18 protein-coding genes are annotated in these 19,335 nt (G+C 74.5%); 6 read left to right on the top strand and 12 right to left on the bottom strand.

What is annotated here, in order from left to right:
* Positions 1–12: 12 nt before the first annotated feature.
* Complete coding sequence (locus tag SLAV_RS28055) at positions 13–738, bottom strand: ZIP family metal transporter (RefSeq protein ID WP_030233405.1); 726 nt, start codon at positions 736–738, stop codon at positions 13–15.
* 110 nt (positions 739–848) lie between these two features.
* On the opposite strand from SLAV_RS28055, the gene cobC reads away from it, so the two are divergent.
* Positions 849–2,270, top strand: a complete 1,422-nt coding sequence (gene cobC, locus SLAV_RS28050) for an Rv2231c family histidinol phosphate aminotransferase CobC (RefSeq protein ID WP_391230128.1) — start codon at positions 849–851, stop codon at positions 2,268–2,270.
* A 69-nt stretch (positions 2,271–2,339) separates the two neighbouring features.
* On the opposite strand, the gene SLAV_RS28045 is transcribed toward cobC, so the two are convergent.
* Entirely contained in the window at positions 2,340–3,257 is a 918-nt protein-coding gene (locus SLAV_RS28045; protein WP_030233402.1) for an SCO1860 family LAETG-anchored protein, read from the bottom strand.
* 307 nt (positions 3,258–3,564) lie between these two features.
* Positions 3,565–4,659 carry an amidohydrolase family protein gene (locus tag SLAV_RS28040; RefSeq protein ID WP_030233400.1) on the bottom strand — a complete coding sequence of 365 codons (1,095 nt, stop codon included), beginning with the start codon at positions 4,657–4,659 and terminating at the stop codon, positions 3,565–3,567.
* 64 nt (positions 4,660–4,723) lie between these two features.
* Between SLAV_RS28040 and SLAV_RS28035 the strand changes: the two genes are divergently transcribed.
* Complete coding sequence (locus SLAV_RS28035) at positions 4,724–5,794, top strand: pyridoxal-phosphate-dependent aminotransferase family protein (RefSeq protein ID WP_030233397.1); 1,071 nt, start codon at positions 4,724–4,726, stop codon at positions 5,792–5,794.
* A gap of 57 nt (positions 5,795–5,851) precedes the next feature.
* Here the strand turns inward: SLAV_RS28035 and SLAV_RS28030 are convergent, their stop codons facing one another.
* The 8 genes from SLAV_RS28030 to SLAV_RS27995 form a co-directional block, all read right to left on the bottom strand.
* Positions 5,852–6,919, bottom strand: a complete 1,068-nt coding sequence (locus SLAV_RS28030; protein ID WP_030233396.1) for an aminotransferase class V-fold PLP-dependent enzyme — start codon at positions 6,917–6,919, stop codon at positions 5,852–5,854.
* Positions 6,920–7,084: 165 nt separating this feature from the next.
* Complete coding sequence (locus tag SLAV_RS28025; RefSeq protein WP_030233388.1) at positions 7,085–7,789, bottom strand: DsbA family oxidoreductase; 705 nt, start codon at positions 7,787–7,789, stop codon at positions 7,085–7,087.
* A gap of 69 nt (positions 7,790–7,858) precedes the next feature.
* Positions 7,859–8,350: a GNAT family N-acetyltransferase gene (locus SLAV_RS28020; RefSeq protein WP_030233385.1), complete on the bottom strand. Its 492-nt coding sequence runs from the start codon at positions 8,348–8,350 to the stop codon at positions 7,859–7,861.
* A 63-nt stretch (positions 8,351–8,413) separates the two neighbouring features.
* Positions 8,414–9,862 carry a penicillin-binding transpeptidase domain-containing protein gene (locus tag SLAV_RS28015; RefSeq protein WP_030233383.1) on the bottom strand — a complete coding sequence of 483 codons (1,449 nt, stop codon included), beginning with the start codon at positions 9,860–9,862 and terminating at the stop codon, positions 8,414–8,416.
* A 62-nt stretch (positions 9,863–9,924) separates the two neighbouring features.
* Positions 9,925–10,584, bottom strand: coding sequence for a response regulator transcription factor (locus SLAV_RS28010; protein WP_030233380.1), 660 nt, complete (start codon positions 10,582–10,584; stop codon positions 9,925–9,927).
* Positions 10,581–11,915: a sensor histidine kinase gene (locus SLAV_RS28005; RefSeq protein ID WP_037687737.1), complete on the bottom strand. Its 1,335-nt coding sequence runs from the start codon at positions 11,913–11,915 to the stop codon at positions 10,581–10,583. The genes SLAV_RS28010 and SLAV_RS28005 overlap by 4 nt, the downstream gene beginning before the upstream one ends.
* Before the next feature lie 151 nt (positions 11,916–12,066).
* Positions 12,067–13,074 carry a hypothetical protein gene (locus SLAV_RS28000; RefSeq protein ID WP_030233375.1) on the bottom strand — a complete coding sequence of 336 codons (1,008 nt, stop codon included), beginning with the start codon at positions 13,072–13,074 and terminating at the stop codon, positions 12,067–12,069.
* A gap of 206 nt (positions 13,075–13,280) precedes the next feature.
* On the bottom strand, positions 13,281–14,111 hold the full coding sequence (locus SLAV_RS27995; RefSeq protein ID WP_234333708.1) for an IclR family transcriptional regulator: 831 nt from the start codon (positions 14,109–14,111) through the stop codon (positions 13,281–13,283).
* A 137-nt stretch (positions 14,112–14,248) separates the two neighbouring features.
* Between SLAV_RS27995 and SLAV_RS27990 the strand changes: the two genes are divergently transcribed.
* The 4 genes from SLAV_RS27990 to SLAV_RS41605 all read left to right on the top strand — a co-directional run bounded on the left by SLAV_RS27990 (position 14,249) and on the right by SLAV_RS41605 (position 17,714).
* Positions 14,249–15,796, top strand: a complete 1,548-nt coding sequence (locus SLAV_RS27990; protein ID WP_030233370.1) for an aldehyde dehydrogenase (NADP(+)) — start codon at positions 14,249–14,251, stop codon at positions 15,794–15,796.
* 72 nt (positions 15,797–15,868) lie between these two features.
* Complete coding sequence (locus tag SLAV_RS27985) at positions 15,869–16,090, top strand: hypothetical protein (RefSeq protein ID WP_030233367.1); 222 nt, start codon at positions 15,869–15,871, stop codon at positions 16,088–16,090.
* A 96-nt stretch (positions 16,091–16,186) separates the two neighbouring features.
* A complete protein-coding gene (locus tag SLAV_RS27980) occupies positions 16,187–17,425 on the top strand; it encodes a TerD family protein (protein WP_030233366.1) in 1,239 nt (412 codons plus the stop codon).
* 112 nt (positions 17,426–17,537) lie between these two features.
* Complete coding sequence (locus SLAV_RS41605) at positions 17,538–17,714, top strand: hypothetical protein (RefSeq protein ID WP_167456803.1); 177 nt, start codon at positions 17,538–17,540, stop codon at positions 17,712–17,714.
* Positions 17,715–17,787: 73 nt separating this feature from the next.
* On the opposite strand, the gene SLAV_RS27975 is transcribed toward SLAV_RS41605, so the two are convergent.
* Complete coding sequence (locus SLAV_RS27975; RefSeq protein WP_030233363.1) at positions 17,788–19,236, bottom strand: alkaline phosphatase PhoX; 1,449 nt, start codon at positions 19,234–19,236, stop codon at positions 17,788–17,790.
* Positions 19,237–19,335 lie beyond the last annotated feature (99 nt).

The raw sequence follows: 19,335 nt of genomic DNA, 5'->3' as shown, positions 1-19,335 counted from the left end.
CCCCGGGTGAGGTCAGTCCGCGACGCCGACCACGAGCCAGATCCCGGCCACTCCGCCCAGCGTGCACATCAGGGTGGAGAGGGCGGGATGTTCGTGGTGCGCCTCGGGCAGGATCTCGGCCGCGGCCAGGTACAGCAGGACCCCTCCGAAGAATCCGAGGTAGGCCCCGAGGGGTTCCTCCGGAAGGGTGAACAGCAGAGTGGACGCGGCGCCCACGACCGGTGCCACCGCGTCCGCGAAGAGCATCTTCAGGGCCTTCGCGCGGTCGTTCCCGTACAGGGTGGTGAGGGTGTAGGTGTTGAAACCGTCGGCGAAGTCGTGCGTGAGGACGGCCAGTGCCACGGCGAGGCCCATGCCCCCGCCGACCTGGAAGGCGGCGCCCAGCGCCACCCCGTCGGCGAGGCTGTGGCCGACCATGGCGGCGGCGGCCGTGAGCCCGACCTGGGGGACCCGGCCGCCGTCCTCGGCGCCGTGCGCCGCCTGGCGCACGGCCAGTACCCGCTCCACCACGTGGGCGACGAGGAACCCGCCCACGAAGAGCAGCAGGGCGAGCGGAACCCCGAAGAGCTCGTTCCCGGCGGCGTGCAGCGCCTCGGGGAGCAGGTCGAGGCCCACCACGCCGAGCATCAGCCCGCCGGCCAGGCCCAGCACGAGGTGGCGGCGGTCGGTGACGCGTTGCGCCGTCCATCCGCCCGCCAGCGTCATCAGGAACGCGCCCAACGCCACGATCACCGCCATGTGCCCCTGAATACCGACTGGCGGCCGGGTGCGCACTTCCGCGCGCGGGTGGCGGGCGACACCGTGTTGACGACAGACAGACGCAAGTGACTACGGAGGGGAGGACCCCGGTGGGCGAGTACGTGACCAAGCTGGTGGTCGGGGTCGGCGGACGGGCGGGGGTCTCCGTCGCGGAGGTCTGCGCGCTCGTGGAGGAGACGCTGCGGGGCGCCGGGCTGTCCACGGGGGCGGTGGCGGCGCTGGCCACGGTGGAGTCCAAGACCCTGGAGGCGGGGATCGCCGGCGCGGCGGAACGTTTCGGTGTGCCGCTGATCGGCTATCCCGCCGAGGAGCTCGCGCAGATCTCCGTGCCGCATCCCTCCGGGGCCGTGCGCGAGGCCACCGGGACGGCGTCGGTGGCGGAGGCGGCGGCGCTGGCGGGCGGCGGGGAACTGCTGGTGCCCAAGCGCCGGTCGGTGGCGGCGACCTGTGCGGTGGCCACCGCGCAGGAGCACGACCTGCGCCACCACGGGGACGCGGAGGTGGTGGACGCGGGCGGCGCGCTGGTGGACCTGGCGGTCAACGTACGGTCGGACACGCCGCCCCCGTGGCTGCGGCGCCGGATCGCGGACAGCCTCGGCTCGCTGGCCGCGTACCCGGACGGGCGGGCCGCGCGGGCGGCGGTGGCGGCCCGGCACGGGCTGCCGGTGGAACGGGTGCTGCTGACGGCAGGTGCGGCGGAGGCGTTCGTCCTGATCGCGCGGGCCCTGGGTGCCGTACGGCCGGTGGTGGTGCACCCGCAGTTCACCGAGCCGGAGGCGGCCCTGCGGGACGCAGGGCACCGGGTGGAACGGGTGGTGCTGCGCGCGGCGGACGGGTTCCGGCTGGACCCGGCCGCGGTGCCGGAGGACGCCGATCTGGTGGTCGTCGGGAACCCGACCAACCCCACTTCCGTGCTGCACCCGGCGGGGCTGCTGGCGGCGCTGGCCCGGCCGGGACGGCTCCTGGTGGTGGACGAGGCGTTCATGGACGCCGTCCCGGGCGAGCGGGAGGCCCTGGCCGGGCGGATGGACGTACCGGGGCTGGTGGTGCTCCGGAGCCTCACCAAGACCTGGGGGCTGGCCGGGCTGCGGATCGGTTACGTGCTGGCGGAGCCGGAGGTGATCGGGAAGCTCGCGGCCGCGCAGCCGCTGTGGCCGGTGTCGACGCCGGCGCTGGTGGCGGCCGAGGCCTGTGTGGCTCCGGCGGCGCTGGCCGAGGCGGAGGAGGCGGCCCGCCGGATCGCGGTGGACCGGGCGCACCTGCTGGCCGGGCTCGCGGAGTTCGAGGAGATCTCGGTGGCCGGGGTCGCGGAGGGGCCCTTCGTGCTGATCCGGGTGGCGGGGGCGGCGGAGGTCCGCACCCGGCTGCGGGCCCTGGGCTTCGCGGTCCGGCGCGGTGACACCTTCCCGGGCCTGGACTCCTCCTGGCTGCGCCTGGCGGTCCGGGACCGCGCGACGACGGGCCGCCTCCTCCAGGCCCTGGACCACGCCCTGACGCTGGCCGCCCGGTAGGACCGGGGCGGGGCGGGGCCGGTCGGGCCCGGGGAGCGCGCCGCCCGCCGGGCGGCGCGGCCGCGGATGCTACGAGGCCCTGCCGCGCCGGGTCACGACGAGCGCGCCCGCGCCGATGCCGAGGAGGAGCAGCGCACCGCCCGCGACGTACGGGGTCACGGAGGCGGCTCCGGTCTCGGCGAGGTCGGCGTGGGTGACGGCGGTTCCCGTCCCGGTGGCGGTCTGCGCCTTGACGTCGGGCTTCGCCGACGGGCCCGTCGAGGGGGCGGGGCCCTCGGGGGTGGTGCAGTGCGCCTCGGCGAGCACGACCTCGCCGTCGACCTCGGCGACGTTCAGGTTCAGCGGGTTCACGGACACCTTGAGCCGGAGCGCGGACGCGGCGGCGGTGGTGGAGGTGGTCTGCGTTCCGGAGAGCTCCAGGCTGACGAGGCCGACGCCGGGGACCTCGACCTTGCTGGGGCCGCCCGCCGTCAGGGTGATCTTCTTGCCGAGCGCGGTGACGGACCCGAGGACGTTCGAGCTCGCGACCGGCTTCCTGCCCGCCTCGCAGACGGCCTTGGAGGTGACCTTCTCCACCTCGATGAGGGAGAGCGCCGGAAGTCCGGGGACGTGCACCTTGGCGTGCGCGAGGTTCGCCTCGGCCTGGGCGCGGCTCTGGTCTGCGGTGGCCTTGGCGGTGGCGGCCTCCGCCTTCAGGACGCTGACCGGCTGCCCCTGTTCGGCTCCGTCGAGGGTGACGGTCAGGGCGGTCTTCTCGGCGGTGGCGGGGGCGCTGACCTCGTTGAGGGTGGCCTTCAGCGGTACGTGCACGGACTTGTTGAGCAGGCCGACGTCGAGTCCGGCCCGCAGGACGACGGCGCCGGAGGTGCCCGTGCCCGCGTCGCCGCCGGGGCCGCCCGTGGCGAGGGCGGGCGGCGCGGCGAGCAGGGCCACCGCTCCCGTGGCGAGCAGAACGGCCGCGGGCAGGCGGAAGGTGTTGCTGTTCAAGGTGGTGGAACCCCCAGGGAGATGGGAGCCGTCGCGGCGGCGCCAATGGGGGACATTGCGCGCGCCGACGGCTTCGACGCTCGAAATCTTTACGCACTGTGAGTGAACAGGCAGGCACCTGGCGTGAGTTCACCCCAACGGGTGGTTTCCATGCACGTATTCGATTTGTGGCGCCCCATCCGGCACGCGCGTTCCCTCCCGCCTCACCGCCAAGGCGTCCGGACCCCCGGCCGGGCATAGTAAACGAGCGACGGGGCGCGGATGTCACGCCCCGTCAACGAGCGTCCGCCCGGGTCCGGGCGCGGGGTCAGGCGCGGACCTCGCCGTTCACGATCACCCGGTCCGGCTGCGCCAGGGCCCGTACGTCGGCCCGCGGGTCGGAGGCGTACACCACGAGGTCGGCCGGCGCCCCTTCGGTCAGGCCCGGCCGGCCGAGCCACTCGCGGGCCGCCCAGGCCGTCGCCGAGAGGGCGTCCAGTGCCGGGATCCCGGCCTTCACGAGCTCCGCGACCTCGGCGGCGACCAGGCCGTGCGGCAGGGAACCCCCCGCGTCGGTGCCGACGTACACGGGCACGCCCGCGTCCCAGGCCGCCCGCACCGTGTCGTAGCGCCGCTCGTGCAGCCTGCGCATGTGCGCCGACCAGCGGGGGAACTTCGTCTCGCCGCCCGCCGCCAGCTTCGGGAACGTCGCGATGTTGACCAGGGTCGGCACGATCGCCACGCCGCGCTCCGCGAACAGCGGGATGGTGTCCTCGGTGAGGCCCGTGGCGTGCTCCACGCAGTCGATGCCCGCCTCGACGAGGTCGCGCAGCGAGTCCTCGGCGAAGCAGTGCGCCGTGACCCGGGCTCCGAGCCGGTGCGCCTCGGCGATGGCCGCCTCGACCTCGGCGCGCGGCCAGCAGGCCGTCAGGTCGCCGGCGTCGCGGTCGATCCAGTCGCCGACCAGCTTCACCCAGCCGTCGCCGCGCAGCGCCTCGCGGCCGACGTACTCGACCAGGTCGGCGGGCTCGATCTCGTGGGCGTAGTTGCGGATGTAGCGGCGGGTCCGGGCGATGTGCCGGCCCGCGCGGATGATCTTCGGCAGGTCGGCGCGGTCGTCGATCCAGCGCGTGTCGGAGGGGGAACCCGCGTCGCGGATCAGCAGGGTGCCCGCGTCCCGGTCGGTCAGGGCCTGTTCCTCGGCGGTCGCCGCGTCGACCGGACCGTGGGCGTCCAGGCCCACGTGGCAGTGCGCGTCGACCAGACCGGGCAGGGCCCAGCCGGTGACCGTGGTGACCTCGCGGGCGGCGCGCGGCCGCTCCCAGGAGATCCGGCCGCCGACGATCCACAGCTCGTCGCGCACCTCGTGGGGCCCGACGAGGACCCGTCCCTTCACATGGAGCACACCGCTCTGATCACTCATGTCGGCACCCTACGCGCGTGCTGGGTACGCTCACCCGGTAACCCCGGACGAAGAGAGCACCGCCGTGACGCACCCCCTCCTGGACCTTCCGCCGCTCACCCCCGAGCGCTTCGCGACGATCGAGCGGGGAGTGGCCGCACTGCTCGGCACCCGGCAGGACGTGGTGATCACCCAGGGCGAGGCGCTGCTGCCGCTGGAGGGCTGCATCCGCTCGGGCGCGCGGCCCGGTTCGACGGCGCTGAACATCGTCACCGGGCCCTACGGGACCACCTTCGGCAACTGGCTGCGCGACGCCGGGGCCGAAGTGGTGGACCTGGCGGTGCCGTTCGACACGGCGGTCACCGGCGAGCAGGTGGCGCGCGCCCTGGCCGCGCACCCGGAGATCGACTTCGTCTCGCTGGTGCACGCCGAGGCCGCCACCGGCAACACCAACCCGGTCGCGGAGATCGGCGAGGCGGTACGGGCCCACGGGGCGCTGTTCATGCTGGACGCGGTGGCGTCGGTGGGCGCCGAGCCGCTGCTGCCGGACGCGTGGGGCGTGGACCTGTGCGTGATCGGCGCCCAGAAGGCGATGGGCGGTCCGGCGGGGGTCTCGGCGGTGTCGGTGTCGCAGCGCGCGTGGGACCGGTTCGCACAGAACCCGGCGGCTCCGCGCCGCTCGTACCTCTCCCTCCTGGACTGGAAGGAGCGCTGGATCGACGGCGGGCGCAAGGCCCTGCTGCACGCGCCCGCGCAGCTGGAGATGCTGGCGCTGGAAGCCTGCCTGGACCGGATCTCGGCCGAGGGCCCGGACGGGGTGCCGGCCCGCCACGGGGCCGCCGCCCGCGCCACCCGGGCGGGCGCGGCGGCCCTCGGCATCGCCCCGTGGGTCGCGGACCCGGCGCAGGCGGCGCCGGTGGCGACCACGCTGCGGGTCCCGGAGGCCTCCCTGGTGGTGGCGAAGGCCCTGTCGGCGGACCCGGCGGCCCCGCTCGCGGCGGGCGGCGGGGCCCTGGCCCAGGAGATGGTCCGGGTCAACCACTACGGCCCCGCGGCCTCGCCCGAAGCGGTCGCGGCCGCGCTCGGCGCCCTGGCCTCGGCCCTGTCCGCGGACCCGGCCCCGGCGCTGGCGGCGGCGACGGCGGCCTGGCGGTAGGGGCCTCCGGGGCCTCGCGGCGGGGTCCGGGGACGGCGGGGTCCGGGGGCGGCGGGGTCAGCCGGCGAGCACGTCCAGCAGCCGGTCGACGTCCGCCTCCGTGTTGTACAGGTGGAACGAGGCCCGCAGCGCCCCGGCCCGGGCCGCGGTGGACACCCCGGCCCCGAGGAGCCGCTCCTGGAGGCCGGCGAGGCCCGGAACGGAGACGATCGGGGTCTCGCCCGGCACGGGTTCGTGGCCGAGGCGGGCGAGTCCGGCCCGGTAGCGGGCGGCCAGTGCGGTGTCGTGGGCGTGCACGGCGTCGATGCCGACCCGCTCCAGCAGCGCGAGCGAGGGCTCGGCGGCGTGGTAGGCGAGGAAGGCGGGGGACTCGTCGAACCGGCGCGCGTCCGGGGCCAGTCGGCGCATCGGGCCGTAGGTGGCGTCCCACATCGACTCGGCGGCCACCCAGCCCGCGTGCAGCGGGACCAGGCCGGGCTGGGCCTCCTCGGAGACCGTGAGGTACGAGGCCCCGCGGCCGCCCAGCAGCCACTTGTACCCGGCGGTGACCGTGTACGCGTAGGGCGAGGCGTCGAAGGGCAGCCAGCCCGCGGCGTGGGTCGCGTCGACGAGCATCCGGGCGCCGTGCGCGGCGGCCGCCGCGCGGATGGCGGCGAGGTCGGCGGTGCGCCCGTCGGAGGACTGGACGGCGCTCAGCGCGACCAGCGCGGTGTCCGCGTCCACGGCCTCGGCGAGGGACTCCAGCGGGGCGAAGCGGACCTTGAGGTCGCCACGCACCACGAAGGGGTTCATGACGGAGGCGAAGTCCCCCTCGGGGACCAGGACTTCGGCGCCGGACGGCAGGGAGGCCGAGACCACTCCGACGTGCGCGGCGACGGAGGAGCCGATGGCCACCCGTCCGGCGTCGACCCCGACCAGGCGGGCGAAGGACGCCCGGACCCGCTCCACGCGTTCGAAGTCGCCGAATCCGGCGGGCAGTCCGGCCCCGGCGGCCTCGGCGAGCGCGCGCACCTCGGCGACGGCGGGGCGCGGGAGGATCCCGCTGGTGGCCGTGTTGAGGTAGGTGGTGGAGTGCGCGAACTCGGCGCGGCACAGGTCGGCGAGGGAAACGTCGATGGTGTCCATGGCGTCAACTCTGCGCCAGGGACATCTCAAAGTCCATCATCAATTTACTCAAGCCAACTCCAAGGCTGCCTTATGAGGCGGGGTCGGAGCGGGATCGAGGGGGCCGGGTGGGGACCGGGGTGGGATCCCGGCGCCGGACGCCGGGCCCCACCCCTTCCGCCGGGGTCAGGCCTGGGGAACGGCGCAGGCCCCGTCCGGCTCGCAGGCCTCGGCGGCGTCCGTTCCGCCCGGCTCACGCCCGGCCCAGGCCTGCTCCAGGGCCTGGGTGAACACCTCGGCCGGCTGGCCGCCGGAGATGCCGTAGCGGCGGTCGAACACGAAGAACGGCACCGCGTTGGCACCGAGTTCGGACGCCTCGCGCTCGTCCGCCCGGACCTCGTCGGCGTACGCGGACCCGTCGGCGAGGACCTCCCGGACCTCCGTCTCGTCCAGCCCCGCCTCCACGGCGAGCGCGACCAGCACCTCGGGGTCGAAGACCGACCGCTCCTCGGCGAAGTTGGCCCGGTAGGCGAGGTCGAGCAGCTCCTCCTGGCGGCCTCGGGCGGCGGCCAGGTGCAGCAGGCGGTGGATGTCGAAGGTGTTGCCGTGGTCGCGGCCCTCGGTCCGGTACGTCAGCCCCTCGGCGCGGGCGCTCGCGGCGACGTGCTCCTCCATGCCGCGCGCCTCGTCGAGGGTGCGGCCGTACTTGCGGGCCAGCATCTCCAGCACGGGGGCGGTGACGCCCTTGGCACTGCCCGGGTCGAGCTCGAAGGACCGGAAGACGACCTCCACCTCGTCGCGGTGCGCGAACGCGGCCAGGCCCTTGGTGAAACGGGCCTTGCCGATGTAGCACCAGGGGCAGGCGATGTCGCTCCAGATCTCGACGCGCATGATCCTTCTTCTCTCCGGGTTCTGATGGGGAATGAAACGGTTTGCGGTTCAACCAACCATCGGCCCGTCTCATTCCCCGGACGCGCGGGGCACCCGGAGCCACAGGGTGCGGTGGGTGCCGGAGGAGGTGTCCGCCGGGTCGGGGCGCCAGCCGTGGGAGGCGTAGAAGGCCTGGGCGCGCAGGTTGTGCCCGTAGACCTCCAGGCGGACCCGCTCGATCCCGGCCCGGCGCCAGGCGTCGAGGCACGCGGCGTGCAGGGCGGCCCCGGTGCCGCGGCGCCAGTGCGCGGGGTCGACGTGGAGCTGGGTGAGGGTGGTCTCGCCGTCGGCGGTGAGGAAGGCGGCCACCCCGGTGACCTCGCCGTCCCGTTCGGCGCAGAACACCCGCCCCTGCGACGGGGCCCGGCCCACCGCGCGGGCCCAGCCCTCGCGGGACCGGGCCAGTTCCGCGGCGCCGTCGTACTCCTCCTCCGGGACGCGGCCCCGGTAGTAGGTGGCGCGCGCCCGGGTGTGCAGGGCGGCGATGGCTGCGACGTCGGTCGGGAGTGCGGTCCTGATCATGGCAGGGAGAACGCGCCGGTAACCCCGTCGGTTCCCGGCGCGTCCCCTCCTCCCGTGCGGCCGCTACTTCTTCAGCCAGGCCGCCATCATCTTCTGGGCGATCGGCGCGGCCAGCTTGCCGCCGCCGATCTCGGAACGGTCGGTGTCCGAGTTCTCGATCATCACGGCGACGGCGATCTGCTTGCCGCCCGACTTGCCGTACGAGGTGAACCAGGCGAGCGGCGGGATGTTGTTGTTCACGCCGCGCTGGGCGGTACCCGTCTTGCCGCCCACCTCGGCGCCCGCGACCTGGGCCGGCTTGCCGCCGCCCTCGGTGGCCACCGTGCGCATGGCGTCCTGGAGCATCGAGGCGGTCTTCGCGCTCATGACCTCCTGCGACTTCGGGTTCTTGAAGCTCTCCAGGGTGTTGCCGTCGGAGTCGGTGACCTCGGAGACCATGTGCGGGGCGACGAGCTTGCCGCCGTTCTCGATGGCGGCGGTCACCATGGCGATCTGGAGCGGGGTGGCCTGGACGTCGAACTGGCCGATACCCGTCTGCGCGACCTGGTCGATGGACATCTTCTTCGCCGGGTACTTGCTCGGCGGGTTGGTGCGGACCGGGGTGTCGATCTGGACGTTGAACCCGAGCTTCTCGGCAGTCGCCCGCATCTTGTCCTGGCCCAGCTTGGAGGCCAGCTCCGCGAAGACGTTGTTGCAGGACAGCTTGAGGGCGGTACGGGCCGAGACGTTGTTGCAGGCCGCGTCGCCCGCCTCGCTGGGCAGGTTCGTGCGGGTACCCGGGATCGTGTACGGGGCCGGGATGCCGGTCGGCGCGTCGATGCTGGTGACCAGCCCGTTCTCGATCGCCGCCGCGAGGGTGACCAGCTTGAAGGTGGAGCCGGGGGCCTGCGGCTTGCGCAGCGCCACGTTCTCCATGGCCTTGCCCTGGTCGGCCGACAGCTCCTTCCAGGCCGCCTCGTCGTTGGCTCCCGTGATCCGGCCCGGGTCGTAGGAGGGGTTGTTCACGACGGCGAGGATCTCTCCCGTCGCCGGGTCGATGGCCACGGCCGCACCCTGCTTGCCCTGGAGGGCGTCGTAGGTGGCCTTCTGGACGTCCCTGTCGATGGTCGTCAGGACGTTGCCCGGATCGGCCCGCTTGTTGGTGAGCGTGTCCATGACCGTCTTGAGCCGGGTGTCGGAGCCGTTCAGGATGTTCTTGTAGACGCCCTCCAGCATGGTGGTGCCGTAGGCCTGGGAGCTGTAGCCGGTGATCGGCGCGTAGAGCGGGCCGTCGACGTACGTCCTCTTGTACCCGAAGTCCTTGCCGCTCGTCTTCGTGGAGCCGGTGATGGCCTGCCCGCCCACGATGATGTTCCCCAGCGGGTTCTCGTACTGCCCGATGAGGTTGCGCCGGTTGTTCTTGTCGTCTGCGAGGGCCTGGCCTTGGTACGCCTGCACCCAGGTGACCCGCACCAAAAGGGCCAGCACCAGAAGCAGACAGAAGACCGACGCACGCCTGATCGTCTTGTTCATCCCCCAGAAGGACGCGCGGACGGTCCCTGGCGTTCCGCTCTGCCCTGATTGTGGCGGGGTTCTCACCCTTTCCTCATGATGAATCCCCCTTCGTAGGCGGCGATGACCGCCTGGGTGCGGTCCCGGGAGCCGGTCTTCGCCAGGACGCCGGCCACGTGCGTCTTGACCGTCTGCGTGCCCACCCCCAGGTGCTCGCTGATCTCGTGGTTCGACAGGCCGGAGGCCATCAGGCGCAGGACGTCGGCCTCGCGCTCCGTGAGCCGGGAGGCCCAGACCGGGACCGCGGCCGCGGCCGTGTGCGCGGCCGCCAGCGCGCGGACGGCGGCCGGGAAGAGCAGCGAGTCGCCCCGGGCGACGAGCCGGACCGCGCCGGTCAGCTCGTCCGCGTCGGCCCGCTTGAGCAGGAACCCGGAGGCCCCCGCGCGCAGCGCGTCGTAGACGTAGGCGTCGTTCTCGAAGGTGGTGACGACCACGATCCGGGGCGGTTCGGCCATGGTCGCGAGGATCTGCTCGGTGGCCCGGATGCCGTCGATCTCCGGCATCCGGACGTCCATCAGCACCACGTCGGGTGCCAGTGAGCGGACCAGCCCGACGGCCTCGGCCCCGGAGGCGGCCTCCCCGACGACCTCCATATCGGGTTCGGCGTCGAGGATGACGCGCAGGGCGGTACGGACCATCCGCTCGTCATCGGCGATCAGCACGCGCAGCGGCACCCGGCTCATCGCCCGGCCCCCCGCGCGGGCTGCTCGGCGGGGGCGTCGCCGAGGGGCAGGGACGCTCTCAGACGCCAGCCGTCCTCGTACGGGCCGGCCTCCACGCGGCCGCCGAGGAGCGCGGCCCGCTCGGCGGCGCCCCGCAGTCCGCGCCCCCCGGTGGTACGCCGCTCCTCCCCCGCGCGCGGGGCCGGGGACGGAGCCGGTGGGTTGGTCATGGTGATCTCCAGTTCACGGTGGCCGTCTTCACGGTGGCCGTCGGACATGTGGACCCGGATCCGCAGGGCGATCGGCCCCGCCCCGTGGCGCAGGGCGTTGCTGAGGCCCTCCTGGACGATCCGGTACGCCTCGCGCGAGGCGATCGCCGGGAGCTGCGCCCAGTCCCCGGCCGGGCCGGGGTGCTGCTCGGCGGTGAGAGTGGTGCCGCCGGCCCGGGTGCGGGCCAGCAGCCCGTCGAGGTCGGCGGCCAGGGTCGGGGCCGGCGCCGCGTCGGCCCGCGCCGGGTCGCCGTCGCGCAGCAGGCCGAGCACGGCGTCCAGCTCGCCCACGGTGCGCCGGGTCGTGTCCTCGATCGCGGCGAGCGCCTCCCGGACGAAGCCGGGGTCGCTGTCGAGCACCCGCCGGGCCGCACCCGCCTGGAGGGTGACGGCGCTGAGGGCGTGTCCCACCGCGTCGTGCAGCTCGCGGGCCAGCCGGTTGCGCACCGCGAGGTCGGCCGCCCGTTCCTCCGCGGCGGCCAGCCGGTCCGCCGCGGTCGGGCCCAGCAGCACGGGCGCGAGCCGGGCCAGCAGCGCACCCGCCCCGGCGGCGCAGAGGACCACCCCGGCCAGCAGCCCTACCCCGAGCACGGGGGCCACGAACACCTCGGCCGTCGTACTGAGCCATCCCATTCCGAGGCGGGATCCGCGCAGGGTGTCCGAGAGCGGCAGCACGATCAGCACGACCGCCATGGGCGGCGCCGCGAGACTCACCCCGCTGACCACGGCGCCGACCCCCAGGTGCAGGGTCCACCAGGCGGAGGCCCGCCACCGGGCGGCCCAGGACCTGGCCTGCCCCTCGGCCAGGGTGTCCCCCGGCACCCCGCACATGGCCCGCACCGCGGCCACCGACAGCGGCCGGACCAGCCCGACCAGCCCGGTGACGGCGGCCAGCGGAAGGGCGGCGACGTAGGCGATCAGGGTCAGCCGGAAGGAGGCCATGGCATTGGCCCCGCCGGCCGCCACGCCCACCCCGACCTGGGCGAGCAGGAGGTACGGCATCAGCAGCGCCCCGCCGAGTATCTGGTGCACCCACCGCAGCCGCACCCGTGCCCCGAGCGCCCGCCCCGGCCACTCCCGCACCCGCCGGGCCCACCCGCGCGCCTCCCCCGGCCGCCCCGCGCCCGGTGCCTCCCCGCCGACCCCGCTCACCGCTCCCCCGCTCCCCCGATCGCCTCGCGCCCGCCCCGCACGGACCCGCTCCGCCCCGTCCCCCGGTACTCCGCTCCCCGCCTCAGGCGGTCCGGCGGGACCTCAGGAACCGTATGAGGACACCGGCCGAGAGCAATCCGGTGATCATCTGGCCAGCGTAGGTCAGGGTGAGCGCCACGGTGGTCCCGTCGCCCGAGTCGAGCTGCGGTCCCACGGCCGCGCTCAGCATCCACGTCCCCCAGCTGAACGTCGCGCCCGAGCCGATCCAGGCGAGGGCCAGCCGCAGGTCCGCCCGGCCCGTCCCGCCGCGGGCCAGCAGCAGCGCTCCCGCGGCGGCCGCGAACGCGCAGACCGCGTGGGCCGCGGACACCACACCCGTCTCCGCCGAGTACACGGCGGCCTGCTGGGCGGACAGCCCGGCGCTTCCCCCGAAGGCCCAGTACAGGTGCGCCGCGCCCACGGCCCCCGCGCAGACCGCCGCGGCTCCCGCCACCACCCCCGTGGGAGACGGGAGCCGCCGGCCGGCCGCGCCCTGCCAGAGGCCGCCCCAGCGTCCCCGCGCGTAGGGGACGAACAGTCCGGTCAGGGCGACCGCCTGGATGATGAAGCCGCCGTAGACGACGGCGAACACCCAGGGTTCGAGGAAGGGCTTCGAAGCGGCCCGGACCTGCTCGTCCGCGCCCATGCCCAGGGCCCTGACGAGGAGTTGGGAGGGGTAGCCGAGGACGATCGGGGTGAGCAGCCCGGTGGCGACGAAGACCGGCAGGGTCAGCAGCCAGGACGGGATCCGCATGCCCCAGGGACGGGTGAGAACCAGTACGAGCAGGATCACGCAGGCGTCCATCGCCAGCGTCACGGCATTGGCGACCGTGAAGAACAGCCCGGGTCTCAGCAGGATGCTGCCCTCCGGTATGCCGAGATGACTCCCGGCCACCCAGGCCGTCTTGAGGGTGAGGTACGGCAGGGTGGCGGCCAGGGCCGCGCCCGCCAGGATCCGCCGCCCGGCCCCCGGGTGGGGGGCCGTCGGCCGTGCCGGGGTCGGAGTCGGTGTCCGGGCCGGGGTCGTCGTCTGCGCCGCTCGTGTGGTCATGTCCCAACGGTCCCGTGCGCGGCGCCCCTCCACCTCCCCCACGAAGGTGATCCGCCTCCCCCACCCGGGGGAGGAACCCCCACGTCCGCAGCGCGCCGCCGCCACCCGCACGCCCCCACCCGGGGCGACCGTCCGCCCCGGGGGCCCGCTTCACACCCGCCGCTTCACACCCGCCGCTTCACACCCGTCGCGTCACATCCGCCGCGTCACATCCGCCGCGTCACCACCGACAGCCGGTCCCGCGCCTCGAACAGGGCGGCCTTGATCACCTGTTCGTGCCCCGGCGTCAGCCGCGCCACCGGCACCGAGCAGCTCACCGCGTCCCGCGCCGGCGTCCGGTACGGCACGGCCACCCCGAAGCAGCGCAGCCCGAGCGTGTTCTCCTCGCGGTCCACCGCGTACCCCTGCTCCCGCACCAGCGCCAGCTCCTCGACCAGTTGCTCCCGGTCGGTGACGGTGTGCTGCGTGACCGCCTCCAGCCGCCGGGGCAGCAGCCTGCGCACCTCCTCGTCGGTGTGCGTGGCCAGCAGCGCCTTGCCGAGCGCGGTCGAGTGCACCGGCAACCGGCGCCCGACCCGGGTGAAGGGCCGCAGGTAGTGCTGGGACTGCCGGGTCGCGAGGTACACCACGCTGGTCCCGTCCATCCGGGCCAGGTGGATGGTCTCGGTGGTGTCGTCGGAGAGCCGGTCCAGGGTGGGGCGGGCCGCCGCCACCACCTCGTCCCCGTCGATGTACGAGCTGCCGACGAGCAGGGCCCGTACGCCTATGCCGTAGCGGGTGCCGGTGGCGTCCGTCTCCACCCAGCCCAGGTTCACCAGGGTGCGCAGCAGCATGTAGAGGCTGGACTTGGGCAGGGAGAGGTCGTGCTGGATGTCGGCGAGGCTGTGCAGTCCCGGCCGGGCGGCGAAGTGCTCCAGCAGCACCACCGTGCGCACCGCCGACTTCACCGGCGCCGGCGGTGCCCCCGCGCCCTCCGGTCCGGCGCCCTCCTCCGCGCCGCCCGCACTGCCCTTCTCACCCGTCTCGGCTGTCGTCATGGGCCTGCTTCCCCTCTGGTCGGCTCTGATCGCCTCTTGTCACGCGATGGACGCGGAAATAGAGTCCGCAGCAGAAGTGATCATTCATCCACCGGAACGGCGTTCAGAATACTGAACGATCCAGGAGGCAGCGGGCCATGGCAGCGACACCAGTCTGGAGTGTGGACCCCCGCACCGGGAAGCAGCGCGAAGAGGTCACCGCCGAAGCGACACCCCGTGACGTGGACCTGGCCGTCCGCGCGGCCCACTCCGCCCGCGCCGCCCTGGCCGACCTCACCACCCGCGTCGCCTTCCTGCGCACCGCCGCCGACCTGCTCGACGAGGCCGGTCCCCTGGTCGTCGAGACCGCCGACGCCGAGACCGCGCTCGGCCCGGCCCGCCTGACCGGCGAACTCGCCCGCACCACCGGCCAGCTGCGAGCCTTCGCGGACGCCGTCGAGGAGGGCTCCCACCTCGACGTCCGCATCGACCGCGCCGACGCCGGCCTCACCCCGCCGCGCCCCGAACTGCGCCGGTACAAGGTGCCGCTGGGCGTGGTCGCCGTCTACGCCGCCTCCAACTTCCCGCTCGCCTTCTCCGTCCCCGGCGGGGACACCGCCAGCGCCCTCGCCGCCGGCTGCCCCGTGGTCGTCAAGGCCCACCCCGACCACCCGGCCACCTCCGAGCTGTGCGCCGCGCTGCTGCGCCGGGCGGCGGGGGCGAGCGGGCTGCCGCCCGAGGTGGTCCACGTCGTGCACGGCTTCGACGCCGGGCTGGAGCTGGTCCGCCACCCCCTCGTCACCGCCGCCGGCTTCACCGGCTCCCTCCGGGGCGGCCGGGCCCTGTTCGACGCGGCCGCGGCCCGGCCGGTCCCCATCCCCTTCCACGGCGAACTCGGCTCCCTCAACCCCGTCGTGGTCACCCCGGCGGCGGCCGCCGAGGACGCCGAGGGCATCGGCAGCGGCCTCGCGGGCTCGGTCACCCTCGGCGTGGGCCAGTTCTGCGTCAAGCCGGGCCTGGTGCTGGTCCCCGAGGGCCCCGACGGCGACCGGCTCGCCGGCGCGCTCGCGAAGGCCCTCGGGGAGACCGGACCGGGGGTGCTGCTGGACCACCGGATGCGGGAGAACTTCCTCGCCGGAGTCCGCGAGCGGGCCGCCCTGCCCGGTGTCAGCGCCCCCGTCCTGCCGGGCCCCGGCGGGGAGCACTCCGTCGCCGCGGGCTACCTGAGCGTGCGGGCCGCGACCCTCCTGGAGGACGGCGGCCCCCACGAGGTGCTCCTGGAGGAGTGCTTCGGCCCGGTGACGGTCGTCGTCCGCTACGCCGGCCCGCGCGAGGCGACCGCGGTGCTGGCCCGGCTCGGCGGCAACCTGACCGCCACCCTCCGCCTGTCCGCCGCCGAGACCGGGGGCGCCCCGGCCCCGGCCGGCTCCCCGTCGGCCGCCGAGCTGATCGGGCAGGTCACGGAGCTGGCCGGACGGGTCGTGGTGAACGGCTGGCCGACCGGGGTCGCGGTGGCCCCGGCCCAGCACCACGGCGGCCCGTACCCGGCGGCCACCTCGCACTCCTCCTCCGTTGGCGCCACCGCCATCGAGCGCTGGCTGCGCCCGGTGGCGTACCAGTCCGTCCCGGACGCGCTTCTGCCGCCGGAGCTGCGCGAGGCCAACCCCCTGGGACTGCCCCGCCGGGTGACCGGCGGGGAGCGCTGAGCCCGGGGCCGGGCACGCCCCGCGCCGCTAAATCCGTTGCCCGCCTCGCCGTCGGCGGGGCAGGCTGCGCGCATGCCGAAGCCGCACGGGTTCACGTACGAGGTACGCCACGACCGCACCGTCGTCATCACGCACCAGGGCCGCGCCGCGGGCACCCTGCGCGGCGGCCGGGCCGAGAAGTTCCTGGCCGAGGTGGAGTCCGGTGACGCCCAGCTGGTGATGGCCCGCTGGACCGGCGCGTACAAGTTCGGCAACGAGCGCACAGCCCGCAACCACCCCCGCAACCGGCGCTGAGCCCTCCCCGGGGATCTCCCGGGGATCTCCGGGGAATCTTCCGCGAGGGTAAGGGAACGGCAAAGCGGCTCCGGTCGTTCTCCGGGCATGACCGCTATGACCCCTGGTTCCAACCTGCCGCTCAACACCGTCGGCGTGACGGTGGAGGTGGCCGCCCCGGTGCGGCTCGACGTGTCGGGCCTCCTCCTCGCGGCGGACGGCAAGGTGCGTTCCGACGCCGATTTCATCTTCTACAACCAGCCGTCCGGGCCCGGTGTCGGCTACCGGTCCGGCGGCGGGGCGGCTCCGGACTCCATCACCGTGGACACCGGCGCGCTGCCCGCCGGCATCGAGCGGATCGTGGTCACGGCCAGTCCCGATGCCGCCGGCCAGACCTTCCAGGGCATCGAGCCCACCGCCACCGTGCGGGACGCGGCCTCCGGTGCGGTGATCGCCACCTTCACCCCGCCGCAGCTGGGCGCCGAGACCGCCCTGGTGGTCGTCGAGGTCTACCTGCGCGGCGGTGTGTGGAAGGTCCGCGCGGTCGGCCAGGGGTACGCCAACGGCCTCGCCGGCATCGCGACCGACTTCGGGGTCTCCGTGGACGAGGAACCGGCCGCCGCCCCCGCGGCCGCGGCGCCCGTCGCCCCGCCGATGCCCCCGGCGCCTCCCGCCCCCGCCGCCGCCCACCCGGTCTCCCCCTGGCTCGGCGGTCCGGCTCCCGCGGCCGCGGCGCCCGCCGCCCCGCCCGCGCCCGCCGCCGCCCTTCCCGGCGCCGGGAAGATCAACCTCGACAAGGGCCGGGTCAGCCTCCAGAAGAACCAGACGGTGTCCCTGGTCAAGGGCGGCCGCCCACTGCTGTCCCAGGTCAAGATGGGCCTCGGCTGGGAGCCCGCGTTCCGTGGCGCCGACATCGACCTCGACGCCTCGGTCATCGCCTACGGCCCGCAGCGCAACCACATCGACAGCTGCTACTTCGGCAAGCTGTCGATCCTGGGCGGCGCGATCAAGCACTCGGGCGACAACCTCACCGGCGAGGGCGCCGGGGACGACGAGGTGATCGTCGTGGACCTCGGCCGGCTGCCCGCCGAGGCCACCGGCCTGGTCTTCACGGTGAACTCCTTCTCCGGCCAGAAGTTCACCGAGGTCGCCAAGGCCTACTGCCGGCTCATCGACGCGGCGAGCGGCGAGGAGCTGGTGCGCTTCGACCTCACGGGCGCCGAGCCGCAGACCGGGGTCATGATGGCCAAGTTGATCAAGCAGTTCTCCGGGGAATGGGAGATGACGGCCATGGGCGACTTTGTGAAGTCCCGCACAGTGCGCGGCATGGTCAAGCCCGCCTCGCAGGCACTCTGAGCAGGTGGGCGGGCACATGACGCGGCCGGGGAGCCGGGGAGACGTCGCCGGGTGATGGATGCCACGCGTAATCCGGAGGTGGCTGTCAGTGCCCGCCCGTAGCCTTGAACCCATGCAGAACACACTCCGGCCCGCGGGCCCCGCGCGCCCGTCCGCCGCCGAGGCGAACGAGGCGATACGGCTGCTTGTCGAGACCCGGGTGGACGGGGAGTGGCCCTCGCAGGCGTACGAGTTCCTGCTGGAGGAGTGGGCCGCGGCCTCGCGTGCGGAGGTCTGCGCGGACCGGTGAGGCCCCGCCCTGACGGGCGGAACCCCACGGCGTCCGCGGTGCCGCCCTGCGGCACCGGCGGTCGCGCCCTGCCTCAGCGGTCGCGCCTCCACGGGCCGGTGACGGCCAGCATGATGCCGGGTTCCTGGATGTTGGCGTACAGGGTGCGCCCGTCCGGGGAGAAGCAGACCCCGGTGAACTCCGAGTACTCGGGGGCCTCGGCGGTGCCGATGTTCAGCTCGTTGCGCGCCAGCGGGTAGACCCGGCCCGACTCGGTCGCCCCGAGCAGGTGCTGCAGACCGCTGCCGTCCTCGGCGATGACCAGGCCGCCGTACGGGGACACCGTGATGTTGTCGGGGCCGTCGTAGCCGCCCTCCGCCCCCGGGTCGGCGTTCACCCCGATCAGGACGACGAGGCGGATGGTGCGCCGCTTCGGGTCGTAGAACCACACCTGGCCGTCGTGGGCGGCGCCGGGGCTCTCCTCCCGCGCGTAGGAGGACACGAAGTACGCGCCCCCGTCGGCCCACCACATCCCCTCCAGCTTGCGCGCCCGGGTCACGGCGCCCGGGGCGAACTGCTTGCGCACCGGGACGGTCCGCGCGTCGCGGTCGGCGACCGCCACCCAGTCGACCCCGTACACCGTGCCGGTCTTCGTGGCGCGCGAGAGGTCGTCCACGAACCGGCCCGAGGAGTCGAAGCACTTGGCGGCCGCGAGCACCCCGGCGTCGGCCGCGAGCGTACGGAGCCTGCCGCGCCCGTGCCGGAAGCCCTGCGGCGGGGTCCAGCGGTAGAGCAGCCCGTTGGGGCCGGAGGCGTCCTCGGTCAGGTAGGCGTGGCCCTGGCGCGGGTCGATGACCACGGCCTCGTGGGCGTACCGTCCGAAGGCCTTGACCGGCTTCGGGTCGCGGTTGGCCCGGCGGTCGTGGGGGTCGACCTCGAAGACGTAGCCGTGGTCCTTGGTCATGCCGTTCTTGCCGGCCAGGTCCTCGGTCTCCTCGCAGGTCAGCCAGGTGTCCCAGGGAGTGGCCCCGCCGGCGCAGTTGGTCGACGTACCGGCGATGCCCACCCATTCGGCGACCTCGCCGCCGCGCCGGACCTCGACGACGGTGCAGCCCCCGGCCGCGGCCGGGTCGTAGACCAGGCCGTCGGTGAGCGGGACGGGACGCGCCCAGTTCGCGCGCGGCCCCTTCAGCTCGTGGTTGTTGACCAGGAGGGTGACCCCGCGGTGTCCCTCGAACGTGGCCGTCCCGTCGTGGTTGGACGGGGTGCTCTCGCCGGAGTCGAGGGTGGTGACACCGCTGTGGGTGATCACGCGGTAGGTGAACCCGGCCGGGAGCGCGAGGAGTCCGGCGGGGTCCGGGAGGAGCGGGCCGTAGCCGGGTCCGTGGGGGCGGCCGTGCTCGTCGTGCCCGTACGCTCCGGGGCCGTCGTCGGCGGCCAGCGCCCCGGGGGCGGTGGCCAGGGCGCCGACCGTTCCGGTCAGGGCGACACCCGCCCCCGCGATGACGGTACGGGCGGTGAAGTCTCTGCGGCTGAGGGGCATCGGGTCTCCAGGGTGGGGAGGTGGTGCGCCTGACGTACGGTCGTCGGCGCACACGCTCCCGCCCGTACGTGAACGGCGGCTGAACTACCCCGAAAGCGC

Origin of the sequence: Streptomyces lavendulae subsp. lavendulae, assembly GCF_002803845.1 — a bacterium.
In the GTDB taxonomy this organism is placed as follows: Bacteria; Actinomycetota; Actinomycetes; order Streptomycetales; family Streptomycetaceae; genus Streptomyces; species Streptomyces lavendulae.
This window is presented reverse-complemented; position numbering and strand designations above follow the sequence as displayed.

Coding starts and splice junctions, on each gene's coding strand:
- SLAV_RS28030 (WP_030233396.1), bottom strand. CDS start 6,919: ATGGACACCATCGACGTTTCCCTCGCCGACCTGTGCCGCGCCGAGTTC.
- SLAV_RS28010 (WP_030233380.1), bottom strand. CDS start 10,584: ATGAGCCGGGTGCCGCTGCGCGTGCTGATCGCCGATGACGAGCGGATG.
- SLAV_RS27985 (WP_030233367.1), top strand. CDS start 15,869: ATGCCGAAGCCGCACGGGTTCACGTACGAGGTACGCCACGACCGCACC.
- SLAV_RS28055 (WP_030233405.1), bottom strand. CDS start 738: ATGGCGGTGATCGTGGCGTTGGGCGCGTTCCTGATGACGCTGGCGGGC.
- SLAV_RS28040 (WP_030233400.1), bottom strand. CDS start 4,659: ATGAGTGATCAGAGCGGTGTGCTCCATGTGAAGGGACGGGTCCTCGTC.
- SLAV_RS27995 (WP_234333708.1), bottom strand. CDS start 14,111: ATGACGACAGCCGAGACGGGTGAGAAGGGCAGTGCGGGCGGCGCGGAG.
- SLAV_RS28000 (WP_030233375.1), bottom strand. CDS start 13,074: ATGACCACACGAGCGGCGCAGACGACGACCCCGGCCCGGACACCGACT.
- SLAV_RS27980 (WP_030233366.1), top strand. CDS start 16,187: ATGACCCCTGGTTCCAACCTGCCGCTCAACACCGTCGGCGTGACGGTG.
- SLAV_RS28025 (WP_030233388.1), bottom strand. CDS start 7,789: ATGCGCGTCGAGATCTGGAGCGACATCGCCTGCCCCTGGTGCTACATC.
- SLAV_RS27975 (WP_030233363.1), bottom strand. CDS start 19,236: ATGCCCCTCAGCCGCAGAGACTTCACCGCCCGTACCGTCATCGCGGGG.
- SLAV_RS28015 (WP_030233383.1), bottom strand. CDS start 9,862: ATGAACAAGACGATCAGGCGTGCGTCGGTCTTCTGTCTGCTTCTGGTG.
- SLAV_RS41605 (WP_167456803.1), top strand. CDS start 17,538: ATGCAGAACACACTCCGGCCCGCGGGCCCCGCGCGCCCGTCCGCCGCC.
- SLAV_RS28020 (WP_030233385.1), bottom strand. CDS start 8,350: ATGATCAGGACCGCACTCCCGACCGACGTCGCAGCCATCGCCGCCCTG.
- SLAV_RS27990 (WP_030233370.1), top strand. CDS start 14,249: ATGGCAGCGACACCAGTCTGGAGTGTGGACCCCCGCACCGGGAAGCAG.